Origin of the sequence: Flavobacterium branchiophilum FL-15 (genome assembly GCF_000253275.1) — a bacterium.
Lineage (GTDB): Bacteria > Bacteroidota > Bacteroidia > Flavobacteriales > Flavobacteriaceae > Flavobacterium > Flavobacterium branchiophilum.
The window spans coordinates 1,986,074-2,008,653 of record NC_016001.1; the positions used below are offsets into that span (position 1 = coordinate 1,986,074).

The 22,580-nt window shown below is 31.9% G+C and carries 20 protein-coding genes, 1 tRNA gene and 1 pseudogene; 7 read left to right on the plus strand and 15 right to left on the minus strand.

All coding sequences use genetic code 11. The features are described 5' to 3' along the window. The first annotated feature begins 121 nt into the window (after nt 1-121). The gene (locus tag FBFL15_RS08580; protein ID WP_014084220.1) at nt 122-1,066 is read left to right on the plus strand and encodes a hydrogen peroxide-inducible genes activator; all 945 of its coding nucleotides are present in this window, start codon (nt 122-124) and stop codon (nt 1,064-1,066) included. A gap of 31 nt (nt 1,067-1,097) precedes the next feature. Here FBFL15_RS08580 and FBFL15_RS08585 read toward each other — a convergent pair whose 3' ends face one another. From FBFL15_RS08585 to FBFL15_RS08620, 8 genes and pseudogenes are all read right to left on the minus strand, one after another. Then, nucleotides 1,098-2,111 carry a COX15/CtaA family protein gene (locus tag FBFL15_RS08585; protein ID WP_014084221.1) on the minus strand — a complete coding sequence of 338 codons (1,014 nt, stop codon included), beginning with the start codon at nt 2,109-2,111 and terminating at the stop codon, nt 1,098-1,100. Between the two features lie 12 nt (nt 2,112-2,123). Further along, nucleotides 2,124-3,542 carry a CCA tRNA nucleotidyltransferase gene (locus tag FBFL15_RS08590; RefSeq protein ID WP_014084222.1) on the minus strand — a complete coding sequence of 473 codons (1,419 nt, stop codon included), beginning with the start codon at nt 3,540-3,542 and terminating at the stop codon, nt 2,124-2,126. Nucleotides 3,543-3,595: 53 nt separating this feature from the next. Beyond that, complete coding sequence (locus FBFL15_RS08595) at nt 3,596-4,162, minus strand: L-threonylcarbamoyladenylate synthase (RefSeq protein WP_014084223.1); 567 nt, start codon at nt 4,160-4,162, stop codon at nt 3,596-3,598. Nucleotides 4,163-4,482: 320 nt separating this feature from the next. After that, nucleotides 4,483-4,563: transfer RNA gene (locus FBFL15_RS08600), tRNA-Tyr, on the minus strand. A gap of 411 nt (nt 4,564-4,974) precedes the next feature. Continuing rightward, nucleotides 4,975-5,361 (minus strand): annotated as a pseudogene (locus tag FBFL15_RS16790) (TlpA family protein disulfide reductase); the annotation flags it as partial. Nucleotides 5,362-5,379: 18 nt separating this feature from the next. Continuing rightward, nucleotides 5,380-6,144, minus strand: coding sequence for a DUF4369 domain-containing protein (locus FBFL15_RS16795; protein WP_014084225.1), 765 nt, complete (start codon nt 6,142-6,144; stop codon nt 5,380-5,382). Between the two features lie 65 nt (nt 6,145-6,209). Continuing rightward, entirely contained in the window at nt 6,210-6,650 is a 441-nt protein-coding gene (locus FBFL15_RS08615) for a KTSC domain-containing protein (RefSeq protein WP_014084226.1), read from the minus strand. Between the two features lie 197 nt (nt 6,651-6,847). Continuing rightward, on the minus strand, nt 6,848-7,096 hold the full coding sequence (locus tag FBFL15_RS08620) for a hypothetical protein (protein WP_014084227.1): 249 nt from the start codon (nt 7,094-7,096) through the stop codon (nt 6,848-6,850). A 106-nt stretch (nt 7,097-7,202) separates the two neighbouring features. Here FBFL15_RS08620 and FBFL15_RS08625 point away from each other — a divergent pair, with 106 nt between their 5' ends. Continuing rightward, nucleotides 7,203-7,745: a hypothetical protein gene (locus tag FBFL15_RS08625; RefSeq protein ID WP_014084228.1), complete on the plus strand. Its 543-nt coding sequence runs from the start codon at nt 7,203-7,205 to the stop codon at nt 7,743-7,745. Nucleotides 7,746-7,789: 44 nt separating this feature from the next. On the opposite strand, the gene capA is transcribed toward FBFL15_RS08625, so the two are convergent. Together capA and FBFL15_RS08635 are read right to left on the minus strand one after the other, a co-directional pair. Beyond that, a complete protein-coding gene (capA, locus tag FBFL15_RS08630; protein WP_014084229.1) occupies nt 7,790-8,830 on the minus strand; it encodes a cysteate synthase in 1,041 nt (346 codons plus the stop codon). 79 nt (nt 8,831-8,909) lie between these two features. Beyond that, entirely contained in the window at nt 8,910-10,970 is a 2,061-nt protein-coding gene (locus tag FBFL15_RS08635) for a S9 family peptidase (protein WP_014084230.1), read from the minus strand. A gap of 155 nt (nt 10,971-11,125) precedes the next feature. On the opposite strand from FBFL15_RS08635, the gene FBFL15_RS08640 reads away from it, so the two are divergent. Both FBFL15_RS08640 and FBFL15_RS08645 read left to right on the plus strand, forming a co-directional pair. Then, complete coding sequence (locus tag FBFL15_RS08640; protein WP_014084231.1) at nt 11,126-11,446, plus strand: YbaB/EbfC family nucleoid-associated protein; 321 nt, start codon at nt 11,126-11,128, stop codon at nt 11,444-11,446. Between the two features lie 432 nt (nt 11,447-11,878). Beyond that, nucleotides 11,879-12,472 carry a murein L,D-transpeptidase catalytic domain family protein gene (locus FBFL15_RS08645; RefSeq protein ID WP_014084232.1) on the plus strand — a complete coding sequence of 198 codons (594 nt, stop codon included), beginning with the start codon at nt 11,879-11,881 and terminating at the stop codon, nt 12,470-12,472. 12 nt (nt 12,473-12,484) lie between these two features. Here the strand turns inward: FBFL15_RS08645 and FBFL15_RS08650 are convergent, their stop codons facing one another. Then, nucleotides 12,485-13,252, minus strand: coding sequence for a sulfite exporter TauE/SafE family protein (locus FBFL15_RS08650; RefSeq protein WP_014084233.1), 768 nt, complete (start codon nt 13,250-13,252; stop codon nt 12,485-12,487). Nucleotides 13,253-13,333: 81 nt separating this feature from the next. Between FBFL15_RS08650 and FBFL15_RS08655 the strand changes: the two genes are divergently transcribed. Continuing rightward, the gene (locus tag FBFL15_RS08655; protein WP_014084234.1) at nt 13,334-13,855 is read left to right on the plus strand and encodes a DUF7935 family protein; all 522 of its coding nucleotides are present in this window, start codon (nt 13,334-13,336) and stop codon (nt 13,853-13,855) included. Here the strand turns inward: FBFL15_RS08655 and FBFL15_RS08660 are convergent. The 3 genes from FBFL15_RS08660 to FBFL15_RS08670 all read right to left on the minus strand — a co-directional run bounded on the left by FBFL15_RS08660 (nt 13,848) and on the right by FBFL15_RS08670 (nt 19,263). Then, complete coding sequence (locus FBFL15_RS08660; RefSeq protein WP_014084235.1) at nt 13,848-14,738, minus strand: patatin-like phospholipase family protein; 891 nt, start codon at nt 14,736-14,738, stop codon at nt 13,848-13,850. The two genes, FBFL15_RS08655 and FBFL15_RS08660, sit on opposite strands and share 8 nt — an antisense overlap. Continuing rightward, nucleotides 14,735-16,798 (minus strand): M1 family metallopeptidase, encoded by a 2,064-nt coding sequence (locus FBFL15_RS08665; protein ID WP_014084236.1) that lies wholly within the window; start codon nt 16,796-16,798, stop codon nt 14,735-14,737. The genes FBFL15_RS08660 and FBFL15_RS08665 overlap by 4 nt, the downstream gene beginning before the upstream one ends. A 77-nt stretch (nt 16,799-16,875) precedes the next feature. Further along, nucleotides 16,876-19,263, minus strand: coding sequence for a heavy metal translocating P-type ATPase (locus FBFL15_RS08670; protein ID WP_014084237.1), 2,388 nt, complete (start codon nt 19,261-19,263; stop codon nt 16,876-16,878). A 153-nt stretch (nt 19,264-19,416) separates the two neighbouring features. Here FBFL15_RS08670 and FBFL15_RS08675 point away from each other — a divergent pair, with 153 nt between their 5' ends. Together FBFL15_RS08675 and ggt are read left to right on the plus strand one after the other, a co-directional pair. Then, the gene (locus FBFL15_RS08675) at nt 19,417-20,100 is read left to right on the plus strand and encodes a Crp/Fnr family transcriptional regulator (protein WP_014084238.1); all 684 of its coding nucleotides are present in this window, start codon (nt 19,417-19,419) and stop codon (nt 20,098-20,100) included. 41 nt (nt 20,101-20,141) lie between these two features. After that, nucleotides 20,142-21,839 (plus strand): gamma-glutamyltransferase, encoded by a 1,698-nt coding sequence (gene ggt / locus FBFL15_RS08680; RefSeq protein ID WP_014084239.1) that lies wholly within the window; start codon nt 20,142-20,144, stop codon nt 21,837-21,839. Nucleotides 21,840-21,883: 44 nt separating this feature from the next. Here the strand turns inward: ggt and FBFL15_RS08685 are convergent, their stop codons facing one another. After that, nucleotides 21,884-22,558 (minus strand): SCO family protein, encoded by a 675-nt coding sequence (locus FBFL15_RS08685; RefSeq protein ID WP_014084240.1) that lies wholly within the window; start codon nt 22,556-22,558, stop codon nt 21,884-21,886. Nucleotides 22,559-22,580: the final 22 nt, after the last annotated feature.

Sequence of the window (22,580 nt, forward strand, 5' to 3'; positions counted from 1 at the left end):
AGATTTTTTAGTTGCCTTATGTTCACAAAATATTTTAAATTTTTATTGAACCAAAATAAAATTGATTAAAGTATCAATTAAATTGATTTGTTTATATATTTGCATCAAAATACTTTATTTTATGACAATCACACAATTGAAATATGTTTTAGCAGTAGCTGAGCATAAAAATTTTACTTTGGCTGCAGAAAAATGTTTTGTTACCCAACCAACTTTAAGTATGCAAATACAAAAGATTGAAGAAGAATTGAATATTCTTATTTTTGATAGAAGTAAAAAACCCATTCAACTTACAGATATTGGTATTAAAATAGTGTCGCAAGCAAAAAACATTGTAAATGAAGCAGATAGAATTCAAGATATAGTTGAACAACAAAAAGGCTATATTGGTGGTGAATTCAGATTAGGGATTATACCCACCGTAATGCCTACTTTGCTACCTATGTTTTTAAATAATTTCATAAAAAAATACCCTAAAATAAAATTAATAATAGAAGAACTTAATACAGACGAAATTATAACTAGATTAAATTCTGGCACTCTTGATGCAGCAATTGCCGCTACCCCTTTGATGGAGGAAAAAATAAAAGAAATTGTTTTATATTATGAACCTTTTGTAGCATATTTACCAGAAAATCACACCCATACAAATAAAAAAGAGATAGAAATATCTGATTTGAATATTGAAGAAATTTTATTATTACAAGATGGACATTGTTTTAGAGATGGTATTTTAAATTTATGTAAAAATGACAAGAATTTTAACACAAATCATTTTCAAATTGAAAGCGGGAGCTTTGAAACTTTAATAAAATTAGCCGACGAAGGTTTAGGTATGACCCTCCTACCCTATCTACATACTTTGGATTTGAATGAAAATAACAAACTAAAATTAAAACACTTTTCAGAACCGAAACCGGCACGAGAAGTAAGTTTAATTTTTCCTAAAAATGAACTCAAAATCCATATTATAGAGGCGCTTCGTGCTTGTATTTCTGGTGTAATCAAAGGTGCAATTGCATTTCAAAACGTGCAAATCATTAGTCCTTTACAAAAAAATAAATAGTTTGATGTTTTCAAAATGATAATTTGGTTAATTATTTTTTTATCAATTGTATTACTAATTGATATTGTAATCCAAACAAAACAGAAGCAAATACCAAATGTACTGGCTGTGAGGCAAATGGAAAATGTAAGTAGGTAATAATGATGCCGCTTAAAGCTTCAAAAACAACTGCAAGCATGATCCAATTAACCAATTTTAATTGTACTGCAAAGCTTTTGTTTTGAATATAAAGATAAATTGTTGAAAACAAAACCAACATTGACAGCGTTCGATGGATATAGAATGTAATAGTTGGGTGTTCTAATATTATGTGCATTTGATCATACCCCAACATTTTTATTTGATCATCAACAAATTGTCTTACTTGTGTACCTAAAATAATTTGAATTAGTGTTAAAAATATTGATAATATTAATATTTTTTTAAATAAAATATTATTCTCATGTTGAAAAACTTGCTTTTTTGCAGCATCAATTGCTGATAACATAACAGCTACTATGAGCAATGCCACAAAAGTATGTAAGGTAATTTTTATTGGATTTAATACAGAATAAACCACTTTTGCCCCTAACCAACCTTGAAATCCCATTAAAATTACTGTAATCCATGACCAAATGGTAACTTTTTTGTTGGTTTTCCAAAATCCAAATGAGCAAACAGCCATCAAAAAAACTACTATTCCAGCCAAGGCACCTGCTAGTCGATTAAGGTATTCGATCCAAGTGTGTTTGGCATTAAATATTGCATAGTCATGTTTAGTATATGGTCGCCATTGTGTTGGGTCAAATGTCGTTTGGGTTTTAAAATTGGCCACTGCAACATACAACTTTTCGTCTTTTATAATCACTTGATTTTCAAGATATAGATGTTGGGGTTGCCACAACAACTGTTTGATGTCTGTGGGTGGAATGTAATAACCAAAGCATTTTGGCCAATCTGGACACCCCATTCCTGAGCCTGTCATTCGTACTAAAGCTCCCGCTATGATAACTAAATAAACCAAAATCAGGGCAGTTTTTGCCGTTTTTATATAATATTTTTGCATTCCAATTGTATTTTATTTTATAATGTGTAATCCTAGTTTTGCTGCTTTTTTAATAACAAAATCGTATGCTTGATCATAATTATTGGGTATTTCTCCATCTAAAATAGCTTCTTTTACAGCTTCTTTTAATATTCCTATTTCTTTTGAAGGTTTTATATCAAATATTTTCATAATTTCCTCGCCCGATATGGGTGGTTGAAAATTTCTTATGGCATCTCGTTCTTCAACTTCTTGAATTTTTTGTCTTACTATTTCAAAATTTTTATGATATTTCTTATATTTAGATGGATTTTTAGTTGTGATATCTGCCTCACATAATGTCATTAAACTTTCAATATCATCGCCTGCATCAAAAACCAATCGCCTTACAGCCGAATCGGTAACTAAATCTTGTGATAAAACAATTGGTCTGGAACTCATTGCAACCATTTTTTGTACAAATTTTAATTTATGATTTAAAGGCAAATGCAACCTTTCAAAGATTTTTTTTGTCATTTTTCCGCCTAAAAATTCATGCCCATGAAATGTCCATCCTTGTTTTTTATGGAACTTTTTTGTTGGTGCTTTGCCAATATCATGCAATAAAGCCGCCCATTTTAGCCAAACATCTTCAGTATTTTGACTTATATTATCTACAACTTCTAATGTATGATAAAAGTTATTCTTATGTGTATGTCCTTCTATTTCTTCAACTTCATTTAGGCTTGTTAATTCTGGCAAAATGTAATCCAATAGTCCTGAATGGTATAATAATAAGAACCCAATTGATGGTTTTGAGGTATCTAATATTTTATTCAACTCATCGACAATTCTTTCGCCTGAAATAATTTTAATACGTGAGGCATTCTTTTGAATTGATTCGAATGACAGGCTGTTGATGTCAAAATGCAATTGTGTGGCAAATCTAATTGCCCGAAGCATCCTTAATGGATCGTCAGAAAAAGTAATGTCGGGATCTAAAGGTGTTTGAATAATTTTATTTTTCAAATCATAAACACCATCAAACGGGTCAATTAAATCGCCATAGTTTGATTGATTTAAAGACAGAGCCAAAGCATTAATAGTAAAATCCCTACGGTTTTGATCATCCTCAAGCGTGCCATTCTCTACAACTGGGTTTCTACTTTCAAAATGATAGCTTTCTTTTCTTGCACCAACAAATTCAATATCAGTATCTTTAAAACGCAGCATGGCGGTGCCATAAGTTTTAAATACTTGAACTTTTGGATTATTGGGCAACATTTCGGCAACTTTTAGAGCTAATGCAATGCCACTACCAACGGCCACAACATCGATGTCTTTTTTAAAAGCTCTATTTAATAATAAATCCCTTACAAATCCACCGATTACATAACATTCTATTCCCAAATGGGTACTAGCTTTAGTAATTATTTCAAATATAGGGTGACTTAATGATGCTTTATAATTCATTTTTTTTTAAACTATTTTATTTTAAATATAAAAAAATACTTGCAATTTAATATTTATTTTCTTATGATTTTAACTTGAGCGTCCAACGATATTTTAATAATCGTAGAAGGCTTTGTTGTTTTTTTATCTCTATTAAAATCGACAACATAATCAACTCCATTGATAATTTCTTTTGAAATTTCGAGAAAGTTTTGAGGTGTTGGTTGTCCAGTAATGTTTGCAGAGGTTGAAACTAATGGTACTTTCATTCGTTCTAATAGTTTAAAACAAAAAGGTTCTTTAACCATCCGTATGGCCAAAGTTTGGTCTTGAGCCATGAGATTGGGTGCTACATTTCGGGGTTTGTCTAATATCAATGTTGTTGGTTTTTCGGACAAATCGATAATTTGCCAAGCTACTTCTGGAATATCTTTAAAAATATTATACATCATTTTTTCGCCATTTACTAAACAAATCATGCTTTGTGTTGCGGCTCGTTTTTTGAGCTGAAATATTTTATTTACAGCATTTTCGTTTGTTGCATCACAGCCAATACCCCAAACCGTATCGGTAGGATATAATATAATCCCTCCGTTTTTAATAATTTCGTAAGCATTAAATACTTCTTGACTCAAGTCCATTTTAAAAAAATTTGTGTATATGAATTAACCAACAAAAGTACGGCTAACTATTAAACAAAAAAAATGTTTCTAAATATTTTAGTTGTAATTTTTATTATAGGCTTATTTGTAGCATTATTTTAGAATATTTTATACATTCGATGTTTTGATGCTAACTCGTTTTGTTGAACGAAATATAATAATTGCAGATGATCTTTGTCAAAGTTTAAAACTTTGACAATGATGATTGATTTGAATAATGCTTAACTATACGACATTGATTTATAATGACATTTTAAAATAGGATATAAAAAAAGCTCCATATAATATGGAGCTTTTTGTGGGGAGAGCAGGATTCGAACCTGCGAAGTTTTCACAGCAGATTTACAGTCTGCCCTCGTTGGCCGCTTGAGTATCTCCCCAAATTGTTGGTTTCTCAAAAGCCGTTGCAAAGATACATTTGTTTTTTGTTTTTGCAAATAAAATTGTTGTTTTTTTTCAATTTTATTTGTTTTTAATACTATCTGTTTGATAATTAATCAACTAGAGTTGTGCTGATTTTTTGCATTTGGGTTTTTTTTAGGAAACTTAAAATGAAGGATGTTTGTATTTTGAAAATATGGCTTGTAATAATCATTTTTCTATATTGAAAAAAGGTTCTTTGAAAGGAGGAATGCGTTAGGGATAGTAGCGGCATCCTTTTTTTATCTAGGCTTTTTTTTGGGCCTAGATAAAAAAAGATATAGCGAATAGCCCGACCCCTTGTGGGTAACGCCCTTTTTATACATATTGTTTGAAGCTAAAAAAAACTCCTTTTTAGGGGAGTTTTTATTTTATTTGGATAGTAGTTCTTGAATTTTATTTCTGAGTTCTTGTCCTCTTAAATCTTTGGCTACTATATTGCCTTGGCTATCGAGGATAAAAGTGGCTGGAATGGCTTCTACTTGATAGGCTTTTGCGATGGGATCTTGCCAACCCATGAGGTTTGAAACTTGATTCCAAATGAGGCCGTCTTTAGCAATGGCATTTTTCCATTTTGCAGCATCTTCATCTAAAGAAACACCAATTATGTTCAATCCTTTTGAATGAAATTCCTTATAAATAGCCACAACATTTGGGTTTTCGGCTCTACAAGGACCACACCAAGAGGCCCAAAAATCGACAATGGTTACTTTTCCAGCTATCGATTGTAATGAAATGGTTTTGCCTTCAGGCGTTTTGGCTTCAAAATTGGCTCTTCATTTGCCTTGTGGCTGTGGCCCAACTTGAGGGGCTGCAGCTTGAGGGGCTTTGTAATTATCAATAGCTGTTTTGATTATTTTTCCAGATTTGGTATTTTTTAGTTCCTCTGTTAAGCTGTTGTATATTTTTTTTCCTTTTTCAAAATCTAAACCTGGTTGTTTGAACATGCCTTCAACAATAAGTACACTTATAAAAGATTTTGGATGCGATTCGGCATAAGTTAAATATTTATTTGTAAGCGATTCTTGAATTTTACCATATTCTTTCATCAATTTGTTGATAACTACCGTGTCTTTATTTTTTTGAGCATCGGTCATGGCTTGCATATTTTTGGTTTGAAAGTCCATCATTTCTTTTTGAACTTTTTTGCCAACAGTTTTCATTTCTTCGTTGAATTTTGTAAATTCATCGTTGTTATAGGTACCCGACACTTTTGATTTTTGGATGCTGTCTTTGTCTATGGTTACTTTGATTTCTTCGTTTTCGATAATCACAGGTACTTTGCCTTGTGCTTTGTCTAATTGAATGGTATAAATAGACAATTCTGTAAATTTTCCAGATAATTCAAATTTACCGTCTTTTACTTTTGCAGTATCTACGGGTACTAACGACATGCCTGCTTCGTCTTGTTTTTCTAATACTATAGATGTTCCGTCTGCTACACCTTTTGCTTCGCCTGTGATTAAAAATTCTCCTTTTTTTACTTTGCTACAAGAGAAAATCGCTACAGAAATAGTAGCTAATAATAATATTTTTTTCATTTGTTTGGTTAAAATTAATTTTTGTAAAGTTACTTGAATAAATATTGTTTTTTCTAAAAATTTTGTTAATCTTGGTTAATTGTTTTTCTATATGGATAGGCTGAAAGTATGTGTCTTTTGGCATAACGTGCTGGTGAATCGGCATTTACCATTTTTACATAGATGGCTCTTGGCACGCTGATGTACTCGTAAACACTACCGTTTGAAAAATTAATTATCAATCGGCTATCTACATATTTATAGTCGGTTATTGTTGCATTTGCAATGGTATCTTTGTATTCTGGTAAATTTTGTTGAATGGTTTCGGCATTGATGCTTACTAAAAAGTGATAGGCTTCAATTATCGTTTTACTGTTTTCTTCTGCGGCTTTTAATCCTGCATCGTCTCCCTGAAATTTATCTGGATGTGCTTCTTTCATCGCATTTCGATAAATATTTTTCAACTCTTTAAGGGTTACTGTTTTTTCAACATTTAGTAACTTTCTGTATTCAACTATTTTTTTCATAAATAAAAATTAAATGGCTTTTGAAGTTTTGTTGTACTTTTAAGGGTTAGTTTATTGTAACACAAACTTCATAACTTATTGTCTTTTAATTGTTTAACATTTTTTTTAGCTTTAAAAATGCACAATTGGGTGCAAAGGTACATTTTTTTGTTTTGAAAGCAAATTCAATTTAGCAATATCCTAAAATTTAGATCAATTTATTGTTTTGGTTTTCTGTTGGCCAAATCAAATCGTTTGGATTTTTTAGGGTATTGGTTGTAGCTTTTATCGCTTGGATTTTCGATTATGGTTTTGATGGTTATCAAATCGCCTACTTGAAAATTTTGTGTAACTTGCTTGTAATCTAATAAATACTCTCCACAAAAATAGTTGTTATCGTTGTCTTTTTCGATGTTTCCTGTATAAATCCCTTTTTGCAGTATGTCGTTTTCTTGTAATTTGGTCATGGTTTTTTAATTTTTTGCAAATATACGTTTTTATGTTTAGTTTCAATCCATTACTTTTGCCATACAATATGGCTTGTTGCAATTTATTTTTTAAAACTTGTATTTAATGAAACCTTTCAAACCCAGCGCTAAAGCATTCAAACACACTTTTTGTGTTTTTGAAGAAGTTCCTACTTCGACTATTACCCACATAAAACCTGATTTTATTAGTTTGTCTGGAAGTCAATATTTTTATCATTCGGATGGAATGTTTCGGTTGTCTAATCATTGGGGGCGATTGGCCAATAGCAAATGGCGGTTGATTAACAAAGGTTTTTCTGACGGGAAATTCAAATTAGGCTTTGCCAAATGGGAGGCGTTTTTTGAAGATAATGATCATGACAAATTGTATTATTTGGAATTAGATATTAATCAAAATGACATCCATTACCAACATAAAAACAATTCTAATTATGATGGAAAAGCCATTTTGAGAACGAGCTTTGAAACGGCAAAACGACTCAAACAAGCAAGAAACATTTGGACATTAACCAATTGGTTTAAACATTTTGAGCATTTTGAACTTGAAGATTTGAGAATTAAAATAGTCCTAGATTTGATATATACAAACAAGACTTTAGAAGCTATCAAACGACATTATATTACATAAAAAACTCCAAATATTGGTTTGGAGTTTCTTATTTTCTTATTTTTTTATTTGATAAATTCAATTTTTTGAGCTTCTTCTGCATTGATACTATCAAAAAAACCTTGCTCATTCATCCAGTCATCGCTATAAATTTTACTCATATATCGAGAGCCATGATCTGGAAAAATAGCTATTACATTTGCGTTTTTGTCAAATTCGCCCTCGGCAGCATATTGTTTGATGGCTTGTAAAACTGCTCCAGAAGTATAGCCTACAAACAAACCTTCTTTTTTTGTAATTTCTCTGGCTGCATGGGCACTTTCTTCGTCGGAAACTTTCATAAAACAGTCAATTACATCAAAATCAGTAGCTGTTGGAATCAGATTTTTGCCTAATCCTTCGATTCGATAAGGATAAATTTCGTCTGTATCAAATTCTTTAGTTTCGTGGTATTTTTTTAAGACCGATCCGTACGCATCAACACCTAAAATTCGGATGTTTGGATTTTTTTCTTTTAAATATTTAGCAGTGCCCGAAATAGTACCGCCTGTACCACTACAACACACAAGGTGTGTAATTTTTCCATTGGTTTGTTCCCAAATTTCGGGACCAGTAGAATTATAATGTGCCTCGATATTCAATTCATTGAAATATTGATTGATATACACTGAACCTTTTGTTTCCTCATGTAATCTTTTAGCTACATTATAATAAGAACGTTCATCATCTGCAGAGACATGTGCAGGACAAACATACACTTTTGCTCCTAAGCTTCGCAGCATATCAATTTTATCTTTAGAGGATTTTGAACTTACTGCTAAAATACAATTATACCCTTTGATGATACTTACCATTGCCAAACTAAATCCAGTATTTCCAGAGGTAGTTTCGATAATTGTATCGCCAGGGGTTAAAATACCTCTTTTTTCTGCGGCTTCAATAATATATAAAGCAATTCTATCTTTTGTAGAATGTCCGGGATTGAAAGCTTCTACTTTTGCAAAAAAGTTGCCTTCCAATCCTTCTGTTACTTTTTTTATCTTAATAAGTGGCGTATTACCTATTAATTCTAGTATATTATCGTATGCTTTTATTTCTTCTTTCATAAAAAAATACTTAATCTAAGGTTTTATTTTTCATTTTGCAACCTCTGAATATGTGCAAAAATAAGTAATTTATTTTTAATTAGTTATTTATTTTTTCTAAATCTAATAAAAAAGTAAATTCTTTGGCCAATTCTCTCAATGCTTCAAACCTTCCAGACGCTCCTCCATGTCCTGCAGACATGTTGGTATCCAAGTATAATTGGGTATTATTGGTTTTCATTTTTCGTAGTTTTGCTACCCATTTGGCGGGTTCCCAATATTGTACTTGCGAATCATGCAAACCTGTAGATACATACATATTAGGATAATTTTGAGCTTTTACATTATCGTAAGGCGAGTATGAAAGCATATAATCATAATAAGTTTTGTCATTTGGATTGCCCCATTCGTCATATTCGCCAGTTGTAAGCGGAATAGCATCGTCGAGCATGGTAGTTACAACATCTACAAAAGGTACCTGAGCAATTACACCTTGATATAATTCGGGTGCCATATTAACAACTGCCCCCATCAAAAGGCCGCCTGCCGAACCGCCTTCGGCATATAAATGGTCTTTTGAAGTATATTTTTGATCGATTACATATTTTGAACAATCAATAAAATCTGTAAAAGTGTTTTTCTTTTGCAATAATTTCCCTGATTCATACCATGTTCTACCCAAGTCCTCTCCGCCTCTAATGTGTGCAATGGCATATATAAAACCTCGGTCGAGCAAACTCAATCTAGTTGAAGAAAAATAAGGATCCATAGAGCTGCCATAAGAGCCATAAGCATACATCAAAAATGGGTTTTTACCATTTTTTTGCATCCCTTTTTTGTAAACAACAGACATGGGTACTTTGGTTCCATCTGTAGCTGTGGCCCAAATACGCTCTTCTATATAATTTTTTTTATCAAATTTGCCTCCCAATACTTCTTGTTCTTTCAATATTGTTTTGGTTTTTTTACTCATATCAAAATCAATAATAGAAGGGGGCGTAGCCATCGATTGGTATCCATACCTTAATATCGACGTGTCAAAATCAACATTGGTTGTTGTATAGGCGGTATAGGTTTCTATTTCAAACGGCAAATAATAGGCTCCTTCCCCACTCCATGGTCTTATATTGATTTTATTTAATCCATTAGAACGCTCTTCTACAACCAAATAATTTTTAAAAATTTCAATTCCTTCTATCAATACCGCTGCTCGATGCGGAATTAAATCCACCCAATTTTCTTTAGAAGTTTGTGTTTCGGGTGTTTTCATTACTTTAAAATTGGTAGCTTTATCTTTATTCGTAACTATATAAAAATCAGAACCATAGTGAGATATACTGTATTCTAAACCTCGAGTTCGTTTTTGAAATATTTGAAAATTTCCATTTGGGTCATTGGCATTTAAAATTTGATATTCTGATGTTAATGTACTAGACGACCCAATAACCAAATATTTTTTGGACTTCTCCTTATATATATATGTAGAAAAAGTATCGTCTTTTTCATGATAAACCAATACATCTTGTGATGCCTCTGTACCCAATTGGTGTTTGTATATTTTGTCTGAACGCAACGTTACCAAATCTTTTCTGGTATAAAACAAGGTTTTATTGTCATTTGCCCATGTAGAACCGCCTGTGGTTTTTTCTAATTTTATGGGCAATATTTCATTGGTTTCCAAATTTTTAATCATAATAGTATATTCTCGTCTGGAAACGGTATCTACACCAAAGGCACACCATTTATTATCTTCGCTAATGTTTAGTCCCGATAATTTGAAATAGGAATGTCCTTTTGCCATTTCATTACAATCAAACAAAATTTCTTCGGCTGCACTTAACGTTGCTTTTTTTCTAGAATAAATAGGGTAATCTTTACCTTTTTCGTATCGGGTAATGTAATAATATCCATTGTATAAATAGGGTACGGAGCTATCATCTTCTTTGATACGGGATTTCATTTCTAAAAATAAATTTTCTTGAAATGCTTTAGTATGCAAAGTAGCAGCTTTATAATAGTCATTTTCTTGATTCAAATAGTCAATAACTTCAGGATTTTCTCTTTCATTGAGCCAATAATAAGGATCTATCCTTACATCGCCGTGTTTTTCTAATTGCTTTTCTATTATTTTTGCAACTGGAGCTGTTTGTGGGTTTGTCATTGCTTTTGTTTTATTTTGTGCATTTGAAGGGGCAAAAATAAGGGATAAAATCAAAATAATAGGTAGCGTTTTCATAAATATTGCTTAAAATTTGTTGCAATGTACTAAATTTGTCAATTGAAAAAATTATTTATTAATAAAAAAGTAAAAAAAAGATGGATTTAATGGGAATGATGGGTAAATTGAGAGACACCCAACAAAAAATGGAAGATACAAAAAAACGCTTGGACCAAGTGTTGATTGATCAAAAAAGTTCCGATGGCTTTCTAAAAGTTAGTGTTACTGCAAATGGTAGCATCAATAGTTTGACTATTGCCGAAGCACTTATGGAAGACAAAGACCAATTAGAAGATTATTTGATACTGACAATCAATAAAGCACTTGCTGAGGCCAAAAAAGTAAACCAAGCCGAAATGGATGCCGTTACTAAAATTGATATGCCAATGATGCCTGGTATGGAAGATTTATTTAAATAATATTTTAATTATTTATTTTATAATAATTTTATTTAAAATAAATATAAGTCAAATATTTTTATAAATATTTTTATACCTAAATAAATTAAGCTACAAAATAGAGTGTAGCTTAATTTATTTTTGATTGTTTTAATGACTTCATTTTATTATTCACCGTATTTTGCGTTAGGAATAGCAGTGAAAATCCTTTAGAAGCCCACCAGCCCCACAAAGGGGTTTTGTAATAAATAGTTTATATAATTTGCTGTTTTATTTGACATTTAGTCTTTTTTTTTGAATAAATAAGTCGGTTTATAGCAATAAAATACTTTGAAATTCGTTGAATTAAAAGTTGGTTTTTGTTATGAAATCTCTATTAACAACAAGTTTGCATAAGCGGACTTTTATAAATAAAAGGCGGTAGGATAAATGGCTGCAAAAAAATAAGTTTTTATGAAAAATATGATATTCTTAATGTATTTTATGAGCTGGACTTGCCATCAAGCACAAAGTAAAATGCCTGAAAAAAATTACAAAAAATTTCATCTTGAAGCTCAAAATTATTGTAAATCCCATGAAATGAATACTGAATATTATTTTTTGTTGGATTTGAGTTTGCATCCAGGTCGTAATCGTTTTTTTGTAATCAATATAAAAGAACAAAAAATTATTGATCGGAATTTAGTTACCCATGGAAGTTGCGATGTTTTTTCGGACAATCCAAATAAATGGGAAAAATCCAAATTTGACAATCGATTAGACAGTCATTGTTCTATGAAAGGCAAATATAAAATTGGGAAAAGAGATTGGAGTGCATGGGGAATTAAGGTCAAATATTGGCTTGAAGGTTTGGAAGAGTCTAACCAAAATGCAGTAAAAAGGGTGGTTGTGTTACATTCATGGGAGGCCGTTTCCAATACTGAAATATATCCAGAAGTTAGCCCACTTAGCTGGGGTTGTCCTGCAGTATCGGATGTTTTTATGCAAAAATTGGATGCTAAATTAAAAGCCTCCAAAAAACCCGTTTTGCTATGGATTGTCGATTAAAATTGGTTTACATTATTGATAAAAAACATCATAACCAAATCGGAACAAGGTGCCAACTACTACAATTATAAAAAATATTCTTATAAAAGCATTTCCTTTTTGAATTGCTAATTTGGATCCTAAAAATCCACCAAAAGCGTTGCAAATTGCCATAGGCAAAGCAATACTCCAAATAATTTTGCCTTTACAGCTAAACAATATGATAGACCCTAAGTTGGTAGCTAAATTGACCATTTTGGCATTTGCCGATGCTTCTAAAAAATCATAACCCAAAAGTGAAATAAATGCCAAAACAAAAAAACTTCCTGTGCCTGGACCAATAAAACCATCATAAAAACCTATCACCACACTGCTAACGATGGCTCCTTTAATCTGTTGTTTTTTTGTAAGATTTAAAATACTTTTTTGACCAAAATTTTTTTTAGTATAAGTGTATATCAAAAGGCCTACTAAAATGATCAGCAAAATGGGTTTCATAAAATTGTTATTGACTTTTGTTAGTAATAATGAGCCCAAAAAAGCAGCTGGAATTGCCAATAAAATCATGATAATCAGTAAGTTCCATTTTAGTTTTACTTTTTTTAAGTATTGAATAGCTGCCAAAAATGTTCCTGAAAATGAAGGAATTTTTACACTTCCAATGACCGTTGCTACTGGAAATTGAGGCAATAATACCAAACTCATAGGCGTTTGAAGCAAACCACCTCCTCCAACAATAGCATCTATAAATCCTGCAACAAAAGCAGTACAACACAATATAAACAAAACAGTGGCATCCATAAAAAAAAATTTGCTCAAAAATACTCAATAAATGCTTCAAATGATTTGTTTTTTTGTTTATTTGCATTCAAATTCAAAATCATGACACCAACCCCATTTATTCAAATATTAGCCTATACCTTACCCTCCATAATTACAGGATGTGTGGCCTATTATTTATTTAATTTACATTTCAAAGAACAACAAAAAATCAGGAAATGGATGCTTCAAAAAGAGAGTCAAAAATCGGTTTTGCCATTGCAATTACAAGCTTTTGAAAGAATGATTTTGTTTTTAGAGCGTATATCTTTATCTCAATTACTAATTAGAATTCAGCCTATATCCGAAAATAAATGGGATTATGAAAATTTTGTTGTTGCACAAATCGAACAAGAATTTGAACACAATTTAACCCAACAATTGTACCTTTCTGAAGAGGCTTGGACTATCGTTATGGCTGCTAAAAATACAACCATTCAAATTATTAGAAACACCAATAAAGAAACTTCAATAACAAATGCCAACCAACTTAGGGAGTCGATTTTGAAAGCACTTTTGGATAAAAAATCACCAAGTGTAGAGGCAATTTCTTTTATTAAAAATGAGATAAAAAGTATTATTTAATACCATTATTTTTGCTGGTAGCATATTGAAACCCTTCGTCCCACCAGATTTTCATTTTATTTTTATTAAATATCAATGGATTGTTTGTTAAAGAAGAAGGAGTGTAATATAAGTTTAATTTTACATTTTTATTATTTGCTGCGAGTTTACCAATGGTAATATCGTGTTTTTCAATTTGGTCTAAAAGGGTTTGAAACAAATCAACCATCAACGAAAATGGGTTTTTTCCGATGTTTCTGGGTTGTAATAATTTTTCTGTTTCCAAAATAATAACATCTATTTCTGTGGCTCCTCTATTAATAGCCTCTCGGATTGGAACTAAGCTAGAAAATCCGCCATCGCCATACAAAGAGCCATTTCGTGAGCTTAAACTCATAAATGGTATATAATTACAAGAAATCCAAACCCAATCACAAAAATCTTGATAATTAAAATCTTTAATCGATTTGTATTCTACTTCGTTTTTAGACAAGTTGGTAACTGTAACTACAATATCTTTTGAGGAGTTTTTAAGTAGATTAAATTCTTCTTTTGTAAAATTATCTTTAATGTATTTTCTCAATCTTTGGCTTTCGCCAAAAGTTCGTCGGCCTCTAAAAAATTGTTTGATTACATTAAAGTGATTGATGCTAACTACTTCTATTCCATTCTCCATTTTAATTTTAAACGGATTGATGTCAAAAATTTTCGACATATCAACACTTGTATAAATGCCAAAAATTTTGTCCACTTTGCTTAATGCCAAATGTGGAATTAGCAAACTGCCGGTAGAAGTACCTAAAAAAAGGTCGTATTCAAACCCCCTATTTTCGATAAGGTATTGGGCTACTCCGCCCGCAAAAGCCCCTTTGCTGCCGCCGCCTGAAATTACTAATGCTCTCATTTTTCTAATAATAAATGATTTAAAATTGTTTTTTGATCATTTGGAAGTGTAACCAATAAAGTTTGAAAATAACTTCGATGGGAGCTATTTTTGAGCATCAAACGGATTTTTTCTCTTGCAAATTTTGAAAATTGCCATTTATGACTGGTCAAAGCTTGAACTAAATGTGGCAAATAATTGAAATCATTTTTGTTTAAAAAAATCAAATTATTTAAAGCATTTTGTCGGGTAGCACTTTCATATTTTTCGGACGAATATTCAATTAACTCGTCATAATATGAAGTTTTGATTTGAGGGTTATAATTAGACGTTTTTAATGCCAAGGTAAGCCACAAAATACGTAAATTTTTATCATTAAAACCTATCCATTCCTGGGTTTGATTTAAGAGTGCGGTTTGGTCTTCGGGAAATTTTCGCCATAAATTAGTCAATACAATTTCTTTTGTAATATAGGAATTATCATTTAATAATTGAGTATAAAGCGGTTTAAAATCTTCCGAATGAATACCCAGTCGGGCAATATCTTGTTTGATAGACAAGTTTTGTGTTGCAAAAGCGGCTTGTATAATGTCTGATTTTGACTCGTAAGGAATATCTTTAATTTGAAACAATATTTCTGATTTGATAGGGTAAAAAGCATTGGACTTCATAAGCTCTAAAAAGGTACTTTTTTTGTCTAAATAACTAACATTTTCCATAGAAGCCACATCAAAATATTGATTCATGAACGGGCTTTGATTTAAAATTTTCATGGCTTCAATGATGTCAAATTTGCCGTTTTCGAGCCATTTTTTCTTAAAAACAGCCTGATCAAATGGAGCTACTTTGTTCATTTCATCTAAAAATTCATTTGTATTGACATTTAAAAATTGATATTTTTGTAAATAATTTTTTATTCCTTTTCGAAATGCTTCTGGCCCAATTTGATGTTTTAGTGCATGAAGTGCCCATGCTCCTTTTTTATAATAGGTTAGCGAACTGGCCTTGTTACTTAAAATGGGTATCGAATCCGTTTCAGATGCTTTTTGTAATTGTTCGGCCATGTTGTATAATTCCCAATCCATTTCATTTTGACCATACAAATGTGCTTCTGCCAAAAGGGCATAATATGTTGCAAATCCTTCGTGTAACCAATGATCTACATCTGATTTTGAAGTAATTAAGTCTCCAAACCAATGATGGGCCAATTCATGTGTATTGACATTGACATAACTTTTATCATGAAAACCAATAGCATCTATAACAAAATCTTGCGAAAAAATAGTTGCTGTAGTATTTTCCATACCTGCATATAAAAAATCTTTCACGGGAATTTGTTTGTAAACAGACCAAGGATAGGGAACTCCTATTTCTTTTTCAAAAAAGTCAAATATTTCTTTAGAATACCGGTAAGTGGCTTCATATTTTGAACGGTCTTTGGGCTGATAATACAATGATAAAGGAATGCCCGATGAAGTATTTATTTTTTGATGTTCAAATTGACCAATTGCCAACATCAACAAGTAGGAACTCATGGGTTTTTGCATCTCATAAGTCCAATATTTTTTATTTTTTTTGAAAAAAGTCTTTTTTAGTAAGCCATTTGAAATGACTTCAAATTTTTTGTCAAATCCAATCGTGAGATTAAAAATCAATTTTTCGTTCAAATCATCAAAACTTGGAAACCAAGCGCTGCTATTTTTGCCTTGCCCTTGTGTCCAAATTTGCAAATCGTCATTATTACCTACAAAATACATGGTTTGTTTGGGCTGTACTTCATATTTAAATGTAAGGTAATTGGTAGCCCGTTTGATGTTGTCAAACAAGAGAATTTGTTTATTGGTAACTAAATATTTAACTTTTTTGTTATTTAACCGAACATCATCAACTTTCATATTGACGGCATCAATTTTTATAGTATCTATTTCATTCAATACCTCAAATTGAAAAGCAACATGCCCTATAACTTTTTTAGTTGCTACATCTAAGTCTAAGTTTGCTTTAACAGATTGAAAATCAACATTTTTTAATTGTTGGGCCTGAGTTCCAATTGCGATAAATAACCAAAGAAAATACTTCATATTGCTACTTTTTTTCATCAAAACAAATATAGCAAAATTTAGGTTTTATTGATAAAAAAAATAATAAAATCGTTTTTTTATAATTTTTTTGCAAAATAAGTACTCATTATCGTTACAAAACTTACAATGGTAATGGTGCTTAAAGGCATAATAATGGCTGCAACTAGAGGTTGCAATTGTCCCGTGAGTGCAAAACCTAGCCCCACAATATTATACAATATTGAGAGTGTAAAACTCCATTTGATAGTAGTCATGGCTTGCTGTGAATATGCTAAAAATGCAGGAATTTTTTCAAACTTTGAAGCCGCTAAAATAGCATCGCAAGCAGGAGAAAAAACATTGACATCTTCGGAAATTGAAATACCAACGTGACTTTGAGCCAATGCTCCTGCATCATTTAACCCATCGCCAATCATCATGACCCGTTTTCCTTCGATTTGAAGCTGTTTGATAAAATCAAGTTTTTGCTCGGGTTTTTGGTTAAAAACCATTTCAACATGTGGAGGCAACCATTTTTCTAAACGCTCTTTTTCGCCTTCGTTGTCTCCAGAAACTATTTTTAACTCAAATTGTGTACTCAATTGTTGAAAAAGCTTGGTTAAACCCTTGCGGTAATTATTTTTGAAAACAAATTTACCTTGATAAACTCCAGAAATGGCTATATGAACGGCTGTTTGCAGGTGGTTTTCATTTTCAATAATAGAGGCTGCTCCAACAAATGATTTAGAACCCAGTGTGATGGTTTTATTTTGGAATGTAGCTTTCAATCCTTTGCCCGTAACTTCTTCATAATCAGTTAATTTAATAGATGGAAATGCAGGTAAAAAATCATATAACAACCTACTCAATGGATGGTTTGAACTTCTCAAAGTACTTTTTACAATTGCCATATCGGCATCCAATATAGTGCTACCAATATATGAAATTTCTGATTTTAAATTGCTCGTTATGGTGCCTGTTTTGTCAAAAACAATAGTGTCTATTTGTGCCATTTGCTCTATTACTAAAGCATTTTTAAGATAAAATTCATTTTTTCCTAATATTCGTAATACATTGCCAAAAGTAAACGGTGCAGTAAGTGCCAATGCACACGGGCAAGCAACTATCAAAACGGCCGTAAAAACGTTGAAAGCGGTATTGGTATTTTGAAAAATCCAAAATACAAATCCTGCAAATGCCGTGATTAATAATATAGGAGTAAAATATTTGCTAACAGTATCTGTAATTGTTTTATACTTTTGATTGACCGTTTTTTGAAAAACATCGTTGCTCCACAATTGTGTCAGATAACTTTGCGAAATCGTATGTAAAACCGTCATTTCTATTGGTTTTCCTATTTGCTTGCCTCCTGCATACAGGGTGTCGCCAGATTTTTTAAAAACGGGTTGCGATTCGCCTGTTACAAAACTATAATCAATAGCCGCTTCTTCAGACAATAAAATACCATCAACAGGTATCAGTTCTTGATTGCGTATGAGCAACATATCGCCTTTTTGAATATCATATACCGCTATACTTTCCTCAAGGGTATGGGTTGGGTTTACTTTGGTAACTGCAATAGGAAAATAGGATTTGTAATCTCGTTCAAAACTTAAAAAATTGTAAGTTTTAATTTGAAACATTTTACCCAAAAGCATAAAAAATATCAACCCTGTTAAACTATCAAAAAAACCCGATCCATAATCCATTATAATGTCAAAAGTACTACGAACAAACATGACAATGATGCCCAACGCAATTGGGATATCCATATTGAGCATACCGCTTTTTAGGCTTTTGAATGCTGAAACATAATAACTACTGGCCGCATATACAAAACTAGGAATGGACAAAGCAAAAATAAGCCATCTGAAAAAATTACGATATTGGTTGAGCCAAAATTCATCAACCTCAAAATATTCGGGAAAAGACAATAACATGATGTTGCCAAAACAAAAAAAGGCTACTCCAAGTTTGTAAGTCAATGATCTATCGATAGATGGAGTTCCTGTTTCATAATTTTCGAGACTGATGTAGGGTTCATAGCCAATTGAACACAAAACAAGTACAATTTCATGAAGAGAAACAAGATCATTATCAAAATGAATTCTTACTTTTTTTTGATTAAAATTGACTTCAGATTTTGAAATGCCTTGATTTAATCGTTGTAAGTTTTCTAAAACCCAAATACACGAGCTGCAATGAATGTGAGGAATAGTTAAAGTTATGATACAGTTTGAATTTTCTTTAAAATCTAATATTTTTATAATAATATCTTCATTTTTTAAGAAATCATATTTGCCCTGAATGTCATTGGGTGTACTGCCAGGTGTTTTTTCAAAATCATAATAACAGCTCATGTCGTTGATGGAAAATATTTCGTACACTGTTTTGCAACCATTGCAACAAAATTTTTTTTGATCAAATTCAATTTCATTATTTGCATCCGTATCCAAGCCACAATGAAAACATTTTTTGACAACCATAAAAAGCATTTTTAGTATAATGCAAATATTCAAAAAAACATTCTAAAAAATGATGATAATTATCATTAAAAGTTATATTTTTGTTATAAAATTTAGAATAATTATTTTTTAAATATATTACTTACAAATATTTCAACACTTAATACATCAAATATGACAATCTGCGAACAATGCGATGTAAGAAAATACAGTTCTTTAAACGCTCTAACCGATACTGAATTGGCGAAAGTTGCCATTTGTAAAACGACATACAATTTAAAAAAAGGGGATGCCATATTTAATGAAGGCGATGCAACAAATGGGGTGTTTTGTGTTAAAGAAGGAGCTTGTAAAATGACCAAACTTGGCACAAATGGCAAAGACCATATAATAAAAATTGTCAAATCGGGCGAACTACTGGGGCAACGCTCGATGATTAGCGACGAAAATGCCAATTTAAGTGCAGTAGCTTTGGAAGAAATGAAAGTATGTTTTATACCCAAAAGTGAGATGATGCCCTTTTTTCAGGAAAATCAAAAATTTTCGATGGCGGTACTCAAAACAATATGCAACGATTTGAAAGAAGCCGACGACCACACCATTTCATTAGCTCAAAAAACAGTCAAGCAACGGTTGGCAGAAACATTGATTTATTTGTATGAAAATTTTGGCGAAAATCCAGATGGCAGTCTCAAAATTCAATTGTCGAGAGAGGAAATGGCTGGCATGATTGGTACGGCAACAGAAAGTTGCATCAGGTTATTGTCGGAATTTAATAAAAATAATGATATTGATATTATTGGAAAAAAAATAATCATTTTGAACGCAAACAAATTAAAAATGTTAGCATTAGGTTAAAATCCTGACTACTATTTTTTTAAATCTCACCCTTATTTTTGATGACTATACCTACTAAAAATACATTTTTTATATTTATTTTTTTATTAATTAGCAATTTCATTTTGGCACAAGACCAAACACCAAAAGGATTGATTGCCTCCAAAGCCATGGTGGTTGCTGCTCGGGAAGAAGCGGCACAAATAGGAACAGCTATCTTACAAAAAGGGGGCAATGCTTTTGATGCTATGTGTGCAACAGAATTGGCTTTGGCAGTAGCATATCCGTATGCCGGCAACATTGGCGGAGGCGGTTTTATGGTTTATAGAAAAGCAAATGGGAGTGTAGGCACGTTAGATTATCGAGAACAAGCACCTTTAGCCGCTCATCGGGACATGTATTTAGATGCAAACGGCAATGTTATTCCAAATTTAAGCGTACATGGTGGACTTGCCATTGGAGTTCCAGGCACTATTGCTGGCATTTTTGCAGTACACAAAAAGTTGGGTTCGTTACCCTTGTCCGATATTTTTCAACCCGCAATTCAATTGGCACAAAAAGGAATTGTAATAACCGAAAAACAAGCGGCTCAATTTCAAAAACATCAAAAAGATATTGCAGCTATTAGTGGCATAAATGTAAAAATGGCCAGAGATTTTCAAAAAGGAGATACCTTAAAACAACCCGAATTGGCAGCAACGCTCTTACGAATTTTACAAAAGGGTCAAAAAGAATATTATCGAGGCAAAACAGCTCAACAATTGGTAGCCTTTATCCAAAAAAATAAGGGTATTATTACTTTAAAAGACTTAAAAAAATACCGTGTCAAATGGCGGCAACCCATTGTTTTTCCTTATAAAAATTTGAATATTATTGCTATGGCACCACCATCTAGCGGCGGTATCACTTTAGCCCAAATCTTAAAACAAATAGAACCCTTCGATATACAAACATTAGGGTACCATTCTACACAAAGTATGCAATTACTTACAGAGGCCGAACGTAGGGCTTATGCAGATAGAAATTATTTTTTAGGAGATCCTGATTTTGTAAAAATTCCTCAAAACACCTTGCTCAACGAAAATTATTTAAAATTGAGAATGAAAGATTTTAGTTTTGATAAAGCAACCAAATCTTCTGAATTGAACCATGGAACTATCTCATTTTCAGAAAGTAATGAAACTACACATTATTCTATAATAGACCCTTTTGGAAATGCAGTTGCCGCTACTACCACTTTAAATGGGGCATTTGGCTCCAAATTATACTCAGAAGATTTGGGATTTTTTTTGAATAACCAAATGGACGATTTTAGTATAAAACCAGGTGTAGCCAATATATATGGGCTAATTGGTGCAAAAGCCAACAGTATTGCTCCTCAAAAGCGGATGCTCAGTTCCATGACACCAACTATAGTTGAAAAAAATGGCCAGTTGTATATGGTTCTTGGTTCACCTGGAGGTTCTACGATTATCACTTCGGTATTGCAAACGCTGTTAAATGTTTATGAATACAATATGAGTATGCAAGAAGCTGTGGATGCTCCACGATTTCATCATCAATGGTTACCCGATGAAATTTTGGTTGAACCTCATCGTTTTGACCCTCAAATATTAAATGAGTTAGTCAAAAAAGGCTATCTCATAAACGAAAAAACAGCACCCGTTATAGGAAAAGTTGATGCTATTTTGGTTTTGCCAAACCAGCAATTAGAAGGCGGTGCAGATTTTAGAGGAGATGATAAAGCAGTTGGATTTTAATAAAATCCTACTTTCAAAACATAACGTTTATTTATTTGTAATAATTATTCGTTATTTTCCAAAAGCCAATGGATGTCTTCAATAAGTTTTTGAATTTCCTCTGGTTTTGTTCCATCATAAAACCCCCTTACCCGACGTTTGGTATCCACTAAAACAAAATTTTCTGTATGTACCATGTCATACAATTCATTGGGTTTGCCCAACTTGACTGCCAAATAGGATTTACGAGCCATCGTATAAATATCTTTCTTGTCGCCCGTTACTAAATGCCATTTTAAATCGTTTACGCCATTTTTCAAAGCATATTTTTTTAATGCTTTTACATCGTCTGTATCTGGCAAAACAGAATGAGATAGTAACATTACTTGAGGATTATTTGCGAATGCTTTTTGGATTTCAACCATATTTGTAGTCATTTTTGGACAAATAGAACCGCAAGTCGTAAAGAAAAAATCGGCAACATATATTTTGCCCTCAAAATCTTTTTGAGTTATGGTTTTACCATTTTGATTGGTAAATGAAAAATCCGAAATTGTATGATATTTACTTATATATTGAACAGTAGAATCTACCAATTCAGGATTTACCATATCTGGGTTATAAACTGTTAAGTGTTTTTTGGGTTTCAAAGCCATATAAAAAGCCCCTATGGTAAGTGTAGAAAAAACAAACAATATAATAAAAAACCATCTGTATTTTTTTATAAATAATAAAACCATAATCTTAATAAATTTAAGGCAA

What these genes read in the sequence shown, in the direction of transcription:
- FBFL15_RS08580 (WP_014084220.1), top strand. Translation starts at nt 122, where the DNA reads ATGACAATCACACAATTGAAATATGTTTTAGCAGTAGCTGAGCATAAA.
- FBFL15_RS08585 (WP_014084221.1), bottom strand. Translation starts at nt 2,111, where the DNA reads ATGCAAAAATATTATATAAAAACGGCAAAAACTGCCCTGATTTTGGTT.
- FBFL15_RS08590 (WP_014084222.1), bottom strand. Translation starts at nt 3,542, where the DNA reads ATGAATTATAAAGCATCATTAAGTCACCCTATATTTGAAATAATTACT.
- FBFL15_RS08595 (WP_014084223.1), bottom strand. Translation starts at nt 4,162, where the DNA reads ATGGACTTGAGTCAAGAAGTATTTAATGCTTACGAAATTATTAAAAAC.
- FBFL15_RS16795 (WP_014084225.1), bottom strand. Translation starts at nt 6,144, where the DNA reads ATGAAAAAAATATTATTATTAGCTACTATTTCTGTAGCGATTTTCTCT.
- FBFL15_RS08615 (WP_014084226.1), bottom strand. Translation starts at nt 6,650, where the DNA reads ATGAAAAAAATAGTTGAATACAGAAAGTTACTAAATGTTGAAAAAACA.
- FBFL15_RS08620 (WP_014084227.1), bottom strand. Translation starts at nt 7,096, where the DNA reads ATGACCAAATTACAAGAAAACGACATACTGCAAAAAGGGATTTATACA.
- FBFL15_RS08625 (WP_014084228.1), top strand. Translation starts at nt 7,203, where the DNA reads ATGAAACCTTTCAAACCCAGCGCTAAAGCATTCAAACACACTTTTTGT.
- capA (WP_014084229.1), bottom strand. Translation starts at nt 8,830, where the DNA reads ATGAAAGAAGAAATAAAAGCATACGATAATATACTAGAATTAATAGGT.
- FBFL15_RS08635 (WP_014084230.1), bottom strand. Translation starts at nt 10,970, where the DNA reads ATGACAAACCCACAAACAGCTCCAGTTGCAAAAATAATAGAAAAGCAA.
- FBFL15_RS08640 (WP_014084231.1), top strand. Translation starts at nt 11,126, where the DNA reads ATGGATTTAATGGGAATGATGGGTAAATTGAGAGACACCCAACAAAAA.
- FBFL15_RS08645 (WP_014084232.1), top strand. Translation starts at nt 11,879, where the DNA reads ATGAAAAATATGATATTCTTAATGTATTTTATGAGCTGGACTTGCCAT.
- FBFL15_RS08650 (WP_014084233.1), bottom strand. Translation starts at nt 13,252, where the DNA reads ATGGATGCCACTGTTTTGTTTATATTGTGTTGTACTGCTTTTGTTGCA.
- FBFL15_RS08655 (WP_014084234.1), top strand. Translation starts at nt 13,334, where the DNA reads ATGACACCAACCCCATTTATTCAAATATTAGCCTATACCTTACCCTCC.
- FBFL15_RS08660 (WP_014084235.1), bottom strand. Translation starts at nt 14,738, where the DNA reads ATGAGAGCATTAGTAATTTCAGGCGGCGGCAGCAAAGGGGCTTTTGCG.
- FBFL15_RS08665 (WP_014084236.1), bottom strand. Translation starts at nt 16,798, where the DNA reads ATGAAGTATTTTCTTTGGTTATTTATCGCAATTGGAACTCAGGCCCAA.
- FBFL15_RS08670 (WP_014084237.1), bottom strand. Translation starts at nt 19,263, where the DNA reads ATGGTTGTCAAAAAATGTTTTCATTGTGGCTTGGATACGGATGCAAAT.
- FBFL15_RS08675 (WP_014084238.1), top strand. Translation starts at nt 19,417, where the DNA reads ATGACAATCTGCGAACAATGCGATGTAAGAAAATACAGTTCTTTAAAC.
- ggt (WP_014084239.1), top strand. Translation starts at nt 20,142, where the DNA reads ATGACTATACCTACTAAAAATACATTTTTTATATTTATTTTTTTATTA.
- FBFL15_RS08685 (WP_014084240.1), bottom strand. Translation starts at nt 22,558, where the DNA reads ATGGTTTTATTATTTATAAAAAAATACAGATGGTTTTTTATTATATTG.